This window comes from Arcticibacterium sp. GJ41-1 (assembly GCF_055808875.1).
Genome location: NZ_CM147888.1, coordinates 2,236,847 through 2,253,015, shown reverse-complemented (window position 1 = coordinate 2,253,015; position 16,169 = coordinate 2,236,847). Strand labels below are relative to the sequence as shown.

Genomic DNA, 16,169 nt, shown 5'->3' with positions numbered 1-16,169 from the left:
GGTAATAGCCTTAAGAACAGAAAATTACCTACTGAAATATGATTTCAAAACTCGGAGAAAAGTTCACGGATATTTTCCGTAAGAACATGCCAGATGCTTTCGTTTTTGCACTGGTCTTAACCCTAATAACGTCAATCACCGCCTTTTTCTGGGTGGGAGCCACACCACTAAAAATCATTCAATCTTGGTATGATGGTTTCTGGTCCATGCTTGCCTTTGGTATGCAAATGGTCTTATTAATCATAACGGGCTACAGTATTGCTCTATCGCCTTTTTCATCTAGAGCTATAGATAAAGTGGCCAAGTACATCTCAACACCTAAGCAAGTTTACTTTATCACAGTTGTATTTGGTATGCTGGCTGGTCTAGTAAGTTGGGGCTGGGTGGTTATTGCAGCTTTACTGGGCAGAGAATTGGCTTTAAGGGTAAGAGGAGTAAATTATGCTTACCTAATTGCATGTGTTTACTTTTCTTCTATTTCTTGGGTATCAGGATTGTCTAGCTCCATCCCTTTACTTTTAAACACTGAAAAAAACTTTCTAATAGAAGCTGGAATACTGGATAATATACTACCAACATCCTTAACGCTAGGCTCTACTATTAACATGTGTATGATAGCACTGTTTGTACTTTTAGGGCCTTTTCTAATGCTTTGGCTCGCTCCAAAAAAAGAAAAAGGCATAGAGATAATTGACGAATTAGGGAAAGAAGAACAAACACTCAACAAAAGCATTTCGCAAGAAGCAGAAGACCTAAAATTGCCAGAAAAGTCATTTTCTGACTTCATGAACAATACCTCTATCTTTCAATATATCATTGTCTTCATGGGCTTCTCCTATGTTATTTATCATTTTTACACAAAAGGATTAGACCTTAACCTGAACATTATGATATTCTTCTTCATAATGCTCGGAATGCTATTGCATAAAACTCCAATGAGATATAGCATCTCCATGAAAAGGTCTTCCACCAATATCTCAAGTATTTTATATCAATACCCTTTTTATGCCGGCATAATGGGAATCATGACATATTCTGGACTAGGAGATGCTTTAGGACAGGCCATTGCAAATATTGCAACAGTAGATAACTACCCATTTTACGCTTATGTATTGGGCGGTATTGTCAATTTCGCTATTCCATCTGGTGGCGGTGAATTTGCCGTTATAGGGCCATCCATCATTGAGGCTGTCAATCAAATTGGGGCTGGCTTAGCTGAGGCTCAATTGACAGAAATGACTGCAAGGGCTTCTCTGTCTTTGGCCTATGGCGAAGCTTTAACTAATCTGCTTCAACCATTTTTCTTATTGATAGTGGTGCCTATTATGGGTGCAGGATTAAAGATTCAGGCCAGAGATGTCATGGGTTATTTAGCCATCCCTTTTCTAATTTACTTTGTTCTACAAATTCTAATGGTTCTTTACCTTCCTATTTAATTAGCGATTAAGTTTAAACAGTTTAGCTGACAATATTAAGATTGACTCTTACGCTCTATATCGCTCAGGTTTTCCATTTTCTTATTTCTTAAAAAGCCATTGATGTCTTCAAAATGTTCTTTGATGCGTTTGTTACCAAACTCAAACACCTTTGACGCAAGCCCGTCTAAGAAATCTCTATCGTGAGATATAAGAATTACCGTACCCTCAAAAGCTAAAAGTGCATCTTTTAAAATGTCTTTCGTTCTTAAATCAAGGTGGTTAGTAGGCTCATCGAGAATTAGAAGATTGACAGGTTCTAAAAGTAATTTTATCATCGCAAGTCTTGTTCGCTCTCCACCAGATAAAGCTTTTACTTTCTTATTCAAATCATCACCACTAAACAAAAACGCTCCTAAAAGGTCTTTGATTTTTGAACGAATCTCCCCTACCGCTACATTATCTACCGTATCAAAAACTGACAATTCTCCATCGAGCATAGAAGCTTGATTTTGAGCAAAATATCCAATTTGACAGTTATGCCCTACTTTAAGCTCACCTTCAAAATCAATTTCTCCCATAATGGCTTTCACCATGGTTGATTTCCCTTCCCCATTTTTACCAACAAAAGCCAATTTCTGACCTCTTTCGATTGTGATATTGGCATCCTTAAAAATCAGATTATCACCGTAAGACTTACTCACTTGGTCTGCTATAACAGGATAATTACCAGAACGTGGTGCCGTAGGAAATTTGATACTAATGCCAGAAGTGTCAATCTCATCAACCTCCACTATCTCCATTTTCTCCAGCATCTTGACCCTAGACTGCACCTGAAGCGTTTTTGAGTATGTTCCTTTAAACCGGTCTATAAAGCCTTGAATATCTGCAATCTCCTTTTGCTGGTCGCTAAACTGCTTTTGTTGCTGCTCTAGTCTTTCTTTTCTTAGCTGTAAGTAATGACTGTAGTTTACTTTATAATCGTAAATCTTGCCTTGCGTTACTTCAATAGTCCTGTTTGTGATATTATCTACAAAAGCCCTATCGTGAGAAATCACAATGACACCCTTTGCACTATTAATCAAAAAATCTTCTAGCCACTGAATAGACTCAATGTCCATGTGGTTAGTAGGCTCATCTAAAAGAATCAAATCTGGTTTTTGAAGGAGTATTTTAGCCAATTCAATTCGCATTCTCCATCCACCACTAAATTCACTAGTTGGTCTTGTAAAATCGCTTCTCAAGAAACCTAAGCCTTGAAGTGTCTTCTCCATTTCAGCGTCATAGTTAACCTCTTCTATAGAATAATACTTCTCGCTTACATCAGAAACCTTTTCAATGATGGCCATGTATTCGTCCGACTCATAATCTGTTCTGGTTTCTAGCTGCAAGTTCAGCTCGTCCATTTCCGTTTTGAGCTTCAGTACATCCGCAAATGCTTTTGATGTTTCCTCAAAAACAGTAGCAGTATCATCGGTAAGTAAATGCTGTGGTAAATAAGCAATAACAGCGTCGTTTGGGGTTGATATTTTACCTCTGGTAGGTTTATCTACGCCTGCTATTATTTTAAGAAGTGTTGATTTCCCTGCTCCATTCTTGCCCATTAGGGCTATTCGGTCAGTGTCATTGACATTAAAAGTCACATCACTAAATAGCGTTCTTCCGCTAAACTCCACTGCTACATTATCTACCGATATCATATTTTTTGCTTTTGAAGCCGCAAAGGTAGAGAGAGCTTTTGCATTATGATAGGGTCTGCTGATAAATATCGGGGATTGTTGTTTTTGGATTAGAAAACTTATTGCAATTAAAGTACTGCTATCGGGTGCTCACAAAAACTAAATTCTAATTCGTTGCTGTCCTGCCGGACGGGCAATCATTTTTGTTTCGGCAAAAACGATTCAAAAACCATGTAACCAAATAAACTTGTACAATTGGAATTCTTAATAGCTTGACTCCTCTGAAATAGACGTTGTAGTCAAGAATTACAATCGTACTTCAAACAGTATTTGATTGATAGGGCTTTAATCCTTTTAGCTCCGTAGGAGCGATATATTGGTAGCAAGGGATGAAATCCCTTGTAAAGAGACATAGATTTCCTTTCGTTTGGCGGGATTTTGGCCTTTTGCCAAAATCATGACAAACCATCCTTTAAACGGCCACCTTGCCTTTAATCAAAGGATATGGGTCGTAATCTTCTATTTTGATATCGTCGGCTTTGTAGTCAAAAATAGATTTAACCTCTGGGTTAAGCACCAGCTTAGGTAGTGCTTTTGGCGTTCTGGTTAATTGCTCATTAACCTGCTCAAAATGATTAGTATAAATATGCGTATCGCCACCAGTCCATACAAAATCGCCAACTTCTAATCCACATTCCTGAGCTACCATGTGTGTCAATAAAGCATACGAGGCTATATTAAAAGGTACGCCCAAAAAAACATCAGCACTACGTTGGTATAATTGACAAGACAGCTTACCATCAGCTACATAAAACTGAAAGAGAGCATGACAAGGCATTAGAGCCATTTCAGACAATTCTCCTACATTCCACGCAGAAACTATAATTCTTCTTGAGTCTGGTGACGTTTTAATTTGTTCAATAACCGTTTTTAGTTGGTCTATTGAGCCGCCATTTGGTGTAGGCCAAGAACGCCATTGCTTTCCATAAACAGGTCCTAAATCACCGTTTTCGTCAGCCCATTCATTCCAAATCCTTACTTTATTATCGTTAAGGTATTTGATATTGGTATCGCCATCAATAAACCAAAGCAATTCATGCACCACTGACGGAATGTGAATCTTTTTGGTGGTAACCAATGGAAATCCTTCCTGTAAATTAAAACGCATTTGATACCCAAAAACACTTTTTGTTCCCGTACCCGTACGGTCGGTTTTCATAGTACCTTCAGCAAGAATATGTTTAAGTAGGTTTTGGTATTGTATCATTTTTTATTGTTTGTTGGGTGCTCGATGCCCGCTGTCAGTTGTTTTTTTATTTAGTAAAAATATAGAATTAAAAATAATTTAAAACCTCGGCAACAACCATCACCAGACATCCGACATCAAATTCCTATCCTCTCACTATCTCAAAACTATGCGTAATCTCCGCAGAACTTTGAAACTGAGCGGTGGCAGAGCAGTATTTCTCCATTGACATAGAAATAGCTCTTTTCATCTTTTTAGCGTCAATCTGTCCTTTAACTTCAAAGTGTACATTGATACTTTTGAAAGGCGTCATTTGAGTTCCCTCTATCTTTTCTCTTTCACCAGAAATAATCACATTAAAGTCTTCAATAACTTGTTTTTGCTTCTGCAATATAATTACCACATCTATAGAAGCACAGCCACCTAAACCCATCAAAAGCAGCTCCATTGGTCTGCTACCAGCATTATGACCACCTACTTTTTCAGAGGCATCTATATGTACTAAACTATCTGAAGAGCCTTTTCCAGTTAAATGGAAGGCGTCGTCTACTCTTGTTAATTGTACTTTCATTATTTATCTTTTTTAGACATTAGACTCGAGATTTTTACACGACAGAATTGAGACTTGGGAAAAAAGTCTTTTGTCTTTAATCTTTTGTCTTAGAACTATCTTATTTAGAACCCAATATCGCCTGCTTAAAATCAGCTATCAAATCATCAACATCCTCCAAACCAACGGATATTCTCATCAAACCTTCTGTGATACCTAACTCATCTTTTATTTCCTGAGCTACTTTTGAATGCGTAGTGGTATTAGGATTAGTGATGGTAGTTCGGGTATCTCCTAAGTTTGAGGTTTTACTTGGTATAGTTAACAGCTTAGTAAAACGAATAATTCGTTCAAAGCCACCTTCTAAGTCTATAGTGACTAAAGCACCTCCACTTTTCATTTGTTTCTTAGCTAATGCAGATTGCGGATGTGAATCTAAAAAAGGATAATTGACCTTTGATACTCCCTCAAAACCTTGAAGTGATTCCGCAAGTTTCAATGCATTTTCACAATGCTTTTCTACTCTTAAATGTAACGTTTCCAAGCTTTTAGATAACACCCAAGCGTTAAATGGAGAAAGTGCAGGCCCAGTGTGACGACAGAAAAAAGTAACTTTCTCCATATGCTCTGGCGTTCCTACTATTATTCCACCCATTACTCTACCCTGCCCATCCATAAATTTGGTGGCAGAATGTACTATTAAATCAGCTCCAAACTTGGCTGGTTTCTGAATGACTGGTGTTGCAAAACAATTATCAATGTAATATATCAAATCGTGCTTTTTAGCCACTTTGCCTAGCATCTCTAAATCTACTAGGTCTAATCCCGGGTTAGATGGTGTCTCGCAATAAAGCATCTTGGTGTTTTCTTGCACAGCATTATTCCAATCCTCCTCCGTAGCGTTTACTTCCAAATAGGTATGTGTAATACCCCATTTAGGTAGTATTTGTGTAATGATTTGGTGAGCTGAGCCAAAAAGTGCCTTACTAGAAATAATATGGTCACCTGACTCTAAGTGAGCGGCAAACCCAGCGAAAACCGCTGCCATTCCTGAAGCTGTGGCAAAACCAACCTCTAAACCTTCCAGCATACAAACCTTATCAATAAACTCCTGAACCGAAGGGTTTGAGTATCTTGAGTAGATATTTCCTTCTACTTCATTGTTAAAAAGAGCCTTCCCATGTCCGGCATCTTCAAAAGTAAAACTTGACGTTAAAAACAAAGGTGTGGCGTGTTCACCATGCTGTGTTCTTTCCGTCTGTATCTTGATTGATTTGGTTATGTCTTTCATTACTTATTAGACTAAAGCCTCAAGCTTTTGCCCTCAAGACCTCCTTAAAATTGTACTGTTATTAATTATTAGGCAAATATCCCATTTTCATAATTTGTAAGCCAGTCTTTTTTAAGATTATGTATGGTCTTAAAAAATGGTACAAAATACTTTTGCATATCCTTTTCAAAATCGCCAGTCGGCATAAAAGGTTCGCCAACGATTACCTCTTTTTTCTTAAAATCAAAACCTACAGGAATTATAGGTATTTCACCACCTAAGGCCATGAAATAAAAGCCTGTTCTAAGTTTACTTACATTCTTGCGAGTCCCTTCAGGAGCTATCGCAAAAAGCATATCTTTAGTATTTTTGATAGTAACAGCATAGCTTTCTACCATATTTAGGTTTTCAGACCTTACCACTGGAGTGCCTCCGAGCCATTTAAAAAGAAAGCCTACGGGTGAATTGAATAATTCTGCTTTTCCTAGATAACCAATCTTACGTCGCATAGCACCTCTTGCCATTAGACCAATTGGAAAGTCAATCCATGTATTATGAGGGCATACCGCTAAAACTCCCTTTTTAAGGTCTTTAGGAATTTCGCCTACCAATTTCCATCCAAACAGAGCAAATAAGAATCTAGCTATCACTGATTTAATAAAATGGGTAAGGACTCAAGCATAGAACAAAAATAAGAAGACTTATCCATCCTAATACTACCCTTGTGGTATTCAAAGGCTTTTTATCTATCACCGGTGGGTGATAAATACCTAAAAACCTACCTATAAGCACTGAAAACGCTAAAAATCCAGAATAGCCCTCGGCGTTTGGAAATAAATATGAAACACAAAACTGTAGTAGAATAACCGATAGAGCTATAATCCAATTAGTCTGCATACTTTTAGTCACCCTGCTAAAGCATACATAAATAGCCAAAACATAAATCAAAAAGTTTAACAAAGCAGAGAAACCTTCTTTATAAAAAAGCTCTTGCAGTTCATTGACTTTGTAAAAGCCTAATCCTGCAAAAAACACAAAGCAGGTAAATAAAATGGGAGAAACTTTATTGAAATTCTTCTCTCCTATTAGCGAAAATAAAATATGTCCTCCGTCTAATTGCCCTATGGGCATCAAATTTAAAGCGGTAAAAAACAAGCCTAGAAAACCTGCCAAAATAAACGGATAATGAGCAAGTTCATTAGGGTGTGGCAATAGTTTTTGGTCTGCAAAAGTGTCTTTAACCCACTTGCTTAAAATACTGTCTCCTAACTTAAAAGAGCTTACCTCAATTAGCTGCGTACTGTCTATTTGACCGAAGGCGTCTTCCCCATAAATAGGTTGATAGGCATAATCAGCATAGTTTTCACCAAATTGCTCATACTCCGGGTGAATATCAAACACAAAATCTTTGTCAGGTAAATTGGCGTAGCCGTATGCTAAAAAACCAAAAGCAGCTACAAACCCGGCTAGCGGCCCTGCAATACCTATATCGAAGTAATTAACCTTAGTTTTTATCACTTCTTTGATACGTATTAAAGCTCCCATGGTTCCAAAAGAAATCCCTGGAATCCACATAGGAATATAATACGGTAAGGTCACTTTTACTTTACGCAATTTGGCCATAAAGTAATGACCAAACTCATGCACCGTAAGAAAGCCTAGAAAAGGGAAAGCATACCAAATGAAGCCCTTTTTCAAAAGCTCCCAATCAAAGCCCTCCATCACAACAGTTTTACCGGTAACCCACTCCATTCCTGCGAAAGTGGTTACGATTACTGTGACTAGAAATAATACGAGCTGAATTAAAAGCGTTTTATGCTTCTTCATTAAATTTTAAAATGGTTGATGACATCGTCGTTTTTGGGGTCCATCAAAATAGTTTGAAAGCCCATTTCTGCCGCCGAAGCTATATTGGAGGCATTGTCATCTATAAACAGAACATCCTCTGCTTTTTGTTCAATATCGTCTAAAACAGTTTGATATATTTCTTTATCTGGTTTCCAAAGACCCATTTCGTAAGAATAAAAAGCTTTGGTAAAAAGAGCTTTGACATTAGGAATGCCAAATTGGTCTCTAAAAATTTGGTCACATTTTTTGATATGTAAACTGTTGGTATTGCTTAGCAAATAAACAGGATACTTATCTTTCAACTCTAGAATTAGGCTTATTCTATAGGGCGGTAAGTCTTGCAAAAGAGCGTTCCAAGCGTTATCCACCTCTTTATCACTAAATGGATAACCGATGGTTTGACGCACTATTTCTCTAAACTCCTCATCCTCAAAAAGCCCTGTCTCATACCTCCTATTAAGCTGGCTCATTTCCAGTTTGTCTTTTACTCTCGCAACAGACTTACCGGAAATTTCAGAAAAAGCCTTTAAGGTAAGTTCAGGGTCAATGTTTATGATAACATTACCAAAATCAAATAGAACAGCCTTGTAATTCCCCATGCTTACTCAACCACTACTCCCATGGAGCAAAATTTATCAATTCTCTTATTAATTCTTTCTTCTGGCTTAAGCTTACTAAGCGTTTTAATTTCAGAAAGTATCGTTTTTTTAAGTGTTTTACCCATCGCCTCAAAATCAAGATGAGCACCTCCACGAGGTTCTTTCACTATTCCGTCTACCAAACCAAAACCTTGCATATCTTCAGCAGTCAGCTTTAAAGCATCAGCAGCTTGTTCTTTAAAATCCCAGCTTTTCCAAAGAATGGTAGAACAGTTTTCTGGTGAAATTACAGAGTACCATGAGTTTTCTAACATCAATACTCTATCACCAATTCCTATTCCTAAAGCACCTCCAGAAGCACCTTCACCTATTACTATACAGATTACCGGCACCTTAAGTGTCATCATCTCTTTCAGGTTTCTGGCAATAGCTTCTCCTTGACCACGCTCCTCGGCTTCTAAACCAGGGAATGCACCAGGGGTGTCAATTAATGTTACAATCGGAATATTAAACTTCTCTGCCATTTTCATCATTCTAAGAGCTTTTCTGTAGCCCTCAGGATTTGGCATCCCAAAGTTTCTGTATTGTCTTTCTTTAGTTTTACGACCTTTCTGCTGACCTATAATCATCACAGATTTGCCATCAATATTAGCCAATCCACTTACAATAGCCGGATCGTCTCTTACATTTCTATCTCCATGAAGCTCGTGAAACTCTTCACATAGCAACTCTATATAGTCTAAAGAATAAGGTCTATCTGGGTGACGTGAAAGCTGAACTCTTTGCCATCTTGTCAAATTACTGAAAGTGTCTTTTCTTAACTCCTCTATACTATTTGAAAGGTTTCTTACCGCCGAACTAACATCTACATTGTTTTCAGACGCCAAGGTTTTCATGTCTTCCAATTTAGATTCAAGCTCCGCTATTGGCTTTTCAAATTCTAATAATGTTCTCATTCTTTATTATAAGTTCACTTTATTTTCTAAACGCAATTTATGCATACAAAGGTTGCCTCAAAGACTTTTGGCAACATTTCAAATTCAAAATTAAATCAAATTTCAAAGACTTCCCCCTTTTCGGGAATTTCAATGTTTTTAAAACCTTCCGATTCTAGCACAGTTTTAAAATTTAGCATGGAATCTATTTCTCCATGAACCAGAAATACTTTCTTCAGCTTTTCTGGATTTTGTTGCTTCGCAAAATGCACTAAATCTTCTAAATCACCATGCCCACTAAACACATCCGTGCTTCTAATGTTGGCATTCACATCTTTTCTAGTTCCGCGAATAGTAATCTCCGAAATCTCTTTATTTCTAAGGCGGTAGCCAATAGTCCCTTCTGTAGCATAGCCTATAAATAGTACTGTAGCGTAAGGGTTTTCAATATTTTCGGCTATATGATGCTCTATTCGTCCACCTGTAATCATCCCTGAAGACGATATAATAATACAAGCTTCATTATGATAAGCAATACTCTGTGACTCTTGATTGGTTTTTAGATAATGTAAATTTTCAAAATCAAAAAGCGTATCGTCTAGGCTTTTTATTTCTCTAGCTTCATCATTCAAATACCTACTGTATTTTTCATGTATTTCTGTACTTTTTCTTGCTAACGGACTATCCGTAAACACTTTGATAGGTTCTATCTCATGTTTGTCGTAAAGCTTATTAAGGGTATAAAGTAGTGCCTGTGTTCTTCCCACACTAAAAGTTGGGATAATTAACCTTCCTGGCACATCAATACAGCATTCTTGAATAATCTCTTTCAGCCTTTTCTCGGCATCTTCATTATCTTCATGCTGCCTATCACCATAGGTAGTTTCACATACCAAATAATCGACCTCAGGAACTGGGAATGGGTCTGGCAATAATGGATAATTACGCCTTCCTACATCACCAGAAAAACAGATGGTCTCCATTTTTCCGTTATTTTCTACCTCAATCAATATATGAGCAGCTCCTAATAAATGACCTGCAGGCAAAAACGTAACCCAGCCTTTATCTTTAAACTTAAAACGGTTATTATAAGACAATGGAACAAAATTATCCATCGCATGATTAACCTGGCTAGAAAGATAATAAGGTCCTGATTTTATAGCTTTCCTCTTTTTTGAGTACTTCTTATTCTTCTCTATAGCCTTAAGCTTTCTTTGATAAAGTGAAGCCGCATCATAAAGTAAAATCTCAGAAAGCTCTAAGGTAGGTTCAGTACATAAAACCTGCCCTTCATAGCCTTCACGGTAAAGATTAGGAATTTGACCACTATGGTCTATATGAGCATGCGTAAGCATTACCAGATTTACCATACTAGCGTCAAAGGGAAATAAACCAAAAGAATCTTCATGTTCTTCTTCGGTCTTTTCTTTTCCGCTTAAATCAGTACCACAGTCTATAAGGATACGGTAGTCGTCGTCTAGTTCTAATAAAAAAGTACTTCCGGTGACTTGTCTGGCCGCTCCATAAAAGGAAAGTTTCATCAAATTATATATCGCTTGTTGAAGGATTGCAAGAAAGCAAAGGTATTGATTTAAGTTTTAGTAAATTATTTATTGCATCAAGTATTATAGACAGATATGCCCTAAAAGAGCGGATAAATTCTTTATTCTTAAGCAAAAGTGATACCTGACAAGTATATTTAGGCTTATTACAAAGCTTATCAAACTGATAAATGACATTTTTCGCATTAATTCTACTTCAATTTTCTGCCATCCAAAGCGAGCTTATTACCGACCTTAAAAGGTTTCAAGTGAGTGATGGAATAGAGCATGGTATAGTAGCGGCATCCATACACCGTGTTTCTGACAATAAACCTATACTTTCATTTAATGAAGACAAAGGCGTTAACTCCGCCAGCACATTAAAACTGATTACTACGGCCACTATCCTAAACAAACTTGGCTCTAGCTTCCGTTATAAAACCGACATCCTTTATTCCGGTGAGATTAGAAATAACATATTGACAGGTGACCTTATTATAGAAGGCAATGGCGACCCAAGTTTTGGCTCTGAAAGAGGCCGAAACCCTTATAATCAGATTTTAGATGATATTTATCAAACACTAAACACATTAGGCATAAAAGAAATTGACGGTAATATCATTATTGATGACAACACCGCCTTCGAATTTGATGCACCCGACTCTTGGATATGGGGCGACATGGGAAATTACTATGGAGCCATCCCACATAAATTCAATATTAATGAGAACTTCTTCAAAGTTTATTTTGACCCAGGGAATTCCATTGGAGCCAATACTACAGTAAGAAGCCTAATTCCATTTGACCCAGATTGGCAAATAATAAATTTGGTAAAAACGGGGCCGTCAAACAGCGGCGACCAAGTTTATATTTACAGCAACCCAAACTCAGAAGTACTTGTTTTGAAAGGCACTGTGCCTTTAGGAAAAAGGAATTTCCCTGTAAAGGGTTCTATCCCCAATCCTGCAAAACTTTTTAGAGTGGAGCTTATAAGAATGTTAAAAAAAAACGGAATTGAGGTGGCCGATAAACATTTGACACCTTTAGCTGTAGACCTACCCAGTCCGCAAACAGAAAAACATCTTATTAAAAGATTTCTTTCTCAAACTTTAGGCGAACTAAGCCAAGACTGCAATTTTTCTAGCATAAACCTTTATGCAGATGCGTTTCTTCACACCGCCTCTTTAGCTGATAATGGTTTTGAGAATTTCAATGACGCTTTAAAATCCTTGAAGTCTCACTGGCAAACACGTGTGCCAGACTTGGCAGGCTTTAACCCAAAAGATGGTAGTGGCCTCTCCCCTTCTGGCTACATTACAGCATCCAACATGACCAACATTCTGGCTGCCATGAGTAAAGAAACGTCTTATGAAGCCTTTCTAAATACTATTCCGGTTTTAGGAAGAGAGGGAAGCGTAAGATATAAAGACCGTCAAAAAAGAACTGGAGGAAGAGTTAAAGCAAAAAGTGGCTCCATAGAAAGCACCCGAGCTTTTGCAGGTTATTTCACAGACAAACAAGGGGTAGATTATGCCTTTATGATAGCAGTAAACCGATATGAGCCAGATGCATCTTCTCAAGTTCGTAGCTTTCTCGATAATTTTTTAGTCAAAATGGGTTCTAAGTAGAAAAATCTTCTCCAGAAATCAACATTTCTTCTATTCCCACAAGGGTTAAATCAAAAGAAATAATCTAGCTTTGCATTTTATTACAATTCATCAATAAAGCACCCTAAATTAGGTGCAAGCTGTTTCATAAAATGCTAACTAACAAAGAAATGCAAGAGGTTCTTCTTTTGGCAGAGGAACTTCAAAATGGCTCTACATCGACAGAGAAAAATGATTTTGCTGAAAGAATGGAGCCTATTATTAAGACTCCATCGTCAAAACATTTTCTTATTCGTTTGATGGATGTAGCCTTTAGGTCTAATAATAACAAACGAGTTTCAGACTATGTCTTAGGGCTTTTTAATGCAGGAAAAGACCATAAGGGGCTTTTCAATACATTTGAGCGTATTCTGGTTAAGCTTTATAGGAGCATTGGCCATTACTTCCCTTCTATTAGTATGCCTTTGATGCTGTCTCAAATTCAGCAAGTGACAAACTCCATTGTGTTCTTTGTAGGTAAAAGCAGATTTACTAAACATGCTGCTCAAAGAAAAAGTGAGGGTATACAGCTTAACGTCAATCTTATTGGCGAAGCTTTAATAGGAGAAAAAGAAGCAGCAGAAAGAATTCAGCAATACAAAAACTTACTTCGTCAAAACGATGTAGACTATATCTCTATAAAGATTTCTACTATCTATTCTCAAATCACCTCATTGGCGTATGAGCACTCTGTCGCTCTTTTGGTAGAAAAGCTTTCTACCATTTATGATGAGCTCTATTTAATTCATCAAGAAACCGGTGTATGGAAGTTTGTCAATTTAGATATGGAGGAATATCGTGACCTTCAAATGACGGTTGACACCTTTACAAGAACACTTTCTATAGAGAAATATAAAAACCTTAGAGCTGGTATTGTTTTACAAGCTTACCTTCCTGATACGTTTGATGAGTTAGTAAAACTTCAAAACTGGGCTACAGAAAGGGTGAAACAAGGAGGCTCGCCTATCAAAGTAAGATTGGTAAAAGGAGCCAACATGGAAATGGAAATGACCGAAGCTTCGCTAGAAGATTGGGAAGTGGCTCCATACACCCAGAAAGTACATACGGACGCCAATTTCAAAAAACTACTTCTTCAGGCTCTTTCTCTGGATAAGCTAAAGGCTTTAAACCTTGGTATTGCTTCGCACAATATCTTTGACCTAGCTTTTGGCCTTCATATTGTTCAAAAAAACAACCTTTACGATTATGTAGATTTTGAAATGCTAGAAGGCATGGCCAATGAAACTGTAAAGAGTTTAGCTTCGCAAAAAGCACATATTCTACTTTATACGCCTATTGTCAAAAAAGAGAACTATAACTCTGCCATGGCTTATTTGGTGAGAAGATTAGACGAAGGAACTCAGGATGGCAACTTTCTAAAAGAAGGTTTTGGCTTAGAAGTTAATTCTGACAAATGGAGTGAAATTAAAAGACAATTCTTAAGCTCTGTTGAACTAATAGAAACTGTGTCAACTGCTCCAAAGAGAAGTCAAAATAGAAACACAGAAACATTTACGCCACAAGATAGTTTTCATAACGTAGCCAACACCGACTGGACTTTACAGGTGAACAGAGACTGGATAGAGGGCGTTAGAACAAACTGGCATGAGAATCTGCCAAGTTTAATTCCTGTAGTGCCAAAGAGCGACAGTAACGATACTGTTCAGCTAGAAGGCTGGAACGGAATGCCGAACTGGTCATACCAAATGGCATCAGAAAATGATTACCATAATTTTCTAAAAACAGAAACCAACTGGCATAATGAATCTGTTCAGAAGAGGGCAGAAATGCTACGCAAAGTGGCGGTAGAAATAGAGAAAAACCGTGGATTACTAATCTCTGTAGCAATAGCCGAATTAGGAAAAACTACCGCGGAAGTAGATGTAGAGGTTTCTGAAGCTGTAGATTTTGCTAATTATTACGCTGAATCTATTTTGAAACTTTCTGATGAAATTGAAATCACTCACAAAGAAGGTGTCAATCTCATACTCTCTCCTTGGAATTTCCCTGTTGCTATTCCTATAGGTGGAGTTTTAGCATCTTTAGCGGCTGGCAAAAGAGCAATTCTTAAACCTTCCTCTAACGCTACAGCTACGGCCTATTTGACCAGTAAATGTTTATTTGATGCAGGTATCTCAACGGACTTTTTTGCCTTTCTTCCTACTGAGGAGAGCAACCTTGACCCTTTCCTAGCAAGTGGAAACACCTTTGACGCAGTCATACTTACAGGAAGCACTGATACTGCCCAGTTTCTCTTAAACCGAAACCCTACGCTTAACCTTTTTGCTGAAACTGGCGGAAAAAATAGCACCATAGTATCTGCATTGGCAGATAGAGAGCAAGCTATTAAAAATGTGGTTCAAAGTGCCTTTGGAAATGCAGGTCAAAAATGCTCTGCCACTTCTTTACTTATTTTAGAAGAGGAGATTTTTGAAGATGAACATTTCAAGACTCTTTTAAAAGATGCAGCCGAAAGTAAATTTCATGGCAACCCTTGGAATTTAGAAACTCAAGTTGGACCATTGGCTGTTCCAGTTCCAGAAAAAATTCTGCACGTTCTTGAAAACACCGCAGATGAAGATTGGTTGGTAAAGCCAGAAAGAAAAGGAAACTTCTTTTTAAGTCCTGGTATAAAATGGGGAATTACTACAGAAAGCTATGAATATCAAAATGAGCTTTTTGGGCCTATCCTATCTGTAATGAAGGCAAAGAACCTAGAAGAGGCTATTGACCTAGTAAATGGAGTGGACTACGGTTTAACTTCTGGACTAGAATCTTTAGACAAAAACGAGGTGGCTATCTGGAAAAGTAAGATAAAAGCAGGTAACCTTTATGTAAACAGACCTACCACGGGTGCTATAGTAGAAAGGCAGCCATTTGGTGGCATGAAGGCCTCTAACTTCGGTTTTGGAATGAAAGCAGGTGGACTAAACTATGTGCTACAATTTTTAACTCCTGCTAAGAAGGAAGCAACTTTGGCGGAAGCAGAGAAAAGTTATAAAAAATGGGCAACCGAGCTTTTCGAAAAGGAAATAGACTATGCCAAACTAAGAGGTCAGTATAATCTTAACAGTTATATGAAGCCAGAAAAGGTTCTCATATTGACTGATGAAAAAACTAGGGAACACGATTTAGAATTAGTCAAAACCGCATGTAAGGTGCTTGGTCTGAAAGTGGAAACTAAAGATCCTTATGACCTTTCTGAAGATGAAATAAATCACGATACGGTTATTCGTTCTTTAGCTACAGAAAACATGGACCAACTAAGATTATTATGTCATGAAAAATCTGTTCAGATTTATGAAGGAACGCCTAGTCCGAATGGAAGAATTGAACTTTTGAACTACCTGACAGAGCAAAATTTCTCGTTTAATTTTCACAGATATGGTAATTTATTGGGCGAAGCTTAATAATGAATCGTCAAAAATGATAAATTGCAC

Annotated in this window: 12 protein-coding genes; 3 read left to right on the top strand and 9 right to left on the bottom strand. The window is 37.5% G+C overall.

Going from position 1 to position 16,169, the window contains the following annotated elements; translation table 11 throughout:
- The first annotated feature begins 38 nt into the window (after nucleotides 1–38).
- On the top strand, nucleotides 39–1,436 hold the full coding sequence (locus tag AC0L6O_RS09105) for a short-chain fatty acid transporter (RefSeq protein WP_473308000.1): 1,398 nt from the start codon (nucleotides 39–41) through the stop codon (nucleotides 1,434–1,436).
- A gap of 35 nt (nucleotides 1,437–1,471) precedes the next feature.
- On the opposite strand, the gene AC0L6O_RS09100 is transcribed toward AC0L6O_RS09105, so the two are convergent.
- The 9 genes from AC0L6O_RS09100 to AC0L6O_RS09060 form a co-directional block, all read right to left on the bottom strand.
- Nucleotides 1,472–3,115 carry an ABC-F family ATP-binding cassette domain-containing protein gene (locus AC0L6O_RS09100; protein ID WP_473307999.1) on the bottom strand — a complete coding sequence of 548 codons (1,644 nt, stop codon included), beginning with the start codon at nucleotides 3,113–3,115 and terminating at the stop codon, nucleotides 1,472–1,474.
- 451 nt (nucleotides 3,116–3,566) lie between these two features.
- A complete protein-coding gene (locus AC0L6O_RS09095; protein ID WP_473307997.1) occupies nucleotides 3,567–4,361 on the bottom strand; it encodes a thymidylate synthase in 795 nt (264 codons plus the stop codon).
- 124 nt (nucleotides 4,362–4,485) lie between these two features.
- Entirely contained in the window at nucleotides 4,486–4,911 is a 426-nt protein-coding gene (locus tag AC0L6O_RS09090) for an OsmC family protein (RefSeq protein ID WP_473307996.1), read from the bottom strand.
- A 100-nt stretch (nucleotides 4,912–5,011) separates the two neighbouring features.
- Nucleotides 5,012–6,181 carry a trans-sulfuration enzyme family protein gene (locus AC0L6O_RS09085; RefSeq protein ID WP_473307994.1) on the bottom strand — a complete coding sequence of 390 codons (1,170 nt, stop codon included), beginning with the start codon at nucleotides 6,179–6,181 and terminating at the stop codon, nucleotides 5,012–5,014.
- 68 nt (nucleotides 6,182–6,249) lie between these two features.
- Entirely contained in the window at nucleotides 6,250–6,810 is a 561-nt protein-coding gene (locus AC0L6O_RS09080; RefSeq protein ID WP_473307992.1) for a 1-acyl-sn-glycerol-3-phosphate acyltransferase, read from the bottom strand.
- Between the two features lie 4 nt (nucleotides 6,811–6,814).
- Nucleotides 6,815–7,987 (bottom strand): site-2 protease family protein, encoded by a 1,173-nt coding sequence (locus tag AC0L6O_RS09075; RefSeq protein ID WP_473307990.1) that lies wholly within the window; start codon nucleotides 7,985–7,987, stop codon nucleotides 6,815–6,817.
- Nucleotides 7,987–8,607, bottom strand: a complete 621-nt coding sequence (locus AC0L6O_RS09070; RefSeq protein WP_473307989.1) for an HAD family hydrolase — start codon at nucleotides 8,605–8,607, stop codon at nucleotides 7,987–7,989. The genes AC0L6O_RS09075 and AC0L6O_RS09070 overlap by 1 nt, the downstream gene beginning before the upstream one ends.
- A gap of 2 nt (nucleotides 8,608–8,609) precedes the next feature.
- Complete coding sequence (locus AC0L6O_RS09065; RefSeq protein WP_473307988.1) at nucleotides 8,610–9,563, bottom strand: acetyl-CoA carboxylase carboxyltransferase subunit alpha; 954 nt, start codon at nucleotides 9,561–9,563, stop codon at nucleotides 8,610–8,612.
- A gap of 95 nt (nucleotides 9,564–9,658) precedes the next feature.
- Nucleotides 9,659–11,083, bottom strand: coding sequence for an MBL fold metallo-hydrolase RNA specificity domain-containing protein (locus AC0L6O_RS09060; protein WP_473307986.1), 1,425 nt, complete (start codon nucleotides 11,081–11,083; stop codon nucleotides 9,659–9,661).
- A gap of 191 nt (nucleotides 11,084–11,274) precedes the next feature.
- On the opposite strand from AC0L6O_RS09060, the gene dacB reads away from it, so the two are divergent.
- Together dacB and AC0L6O_RS09050 are read left to right on the top strand one after the other, a co-directional pair.
- On the top strand, nucleotides 11,275–12,711 hold the full coding sequence (gene dacB, locus AC0L6O_RS09055; RefSeq protein WP_473307985.1) for a D-alanyl-D-alanine carboxypeptidase/D-alanyl-D-alanine endopeptidase: 1,437 nt from the start codon (nucleotides 11,275–11,277) through the stop codon (nucleotides 12,709–12,711).
- A 131-nt stretch (nucleotides 12,712–12,842) separates the two neighbouring features.
- Complete coding sequence (locus AC0L6O_RS09050; protein ID WP_473307983.1) at nucleotides 12,843–16,139, top strand: proline dehydrogenase family protein; 3,297 nt, start codon at nucleotides 12,843–12,845, stop codon at nucleotides 16,137–16,139.
- The last annotated feature ends 30 nt before the right edge of the window (nucleotides 16,140–16,169 follow it).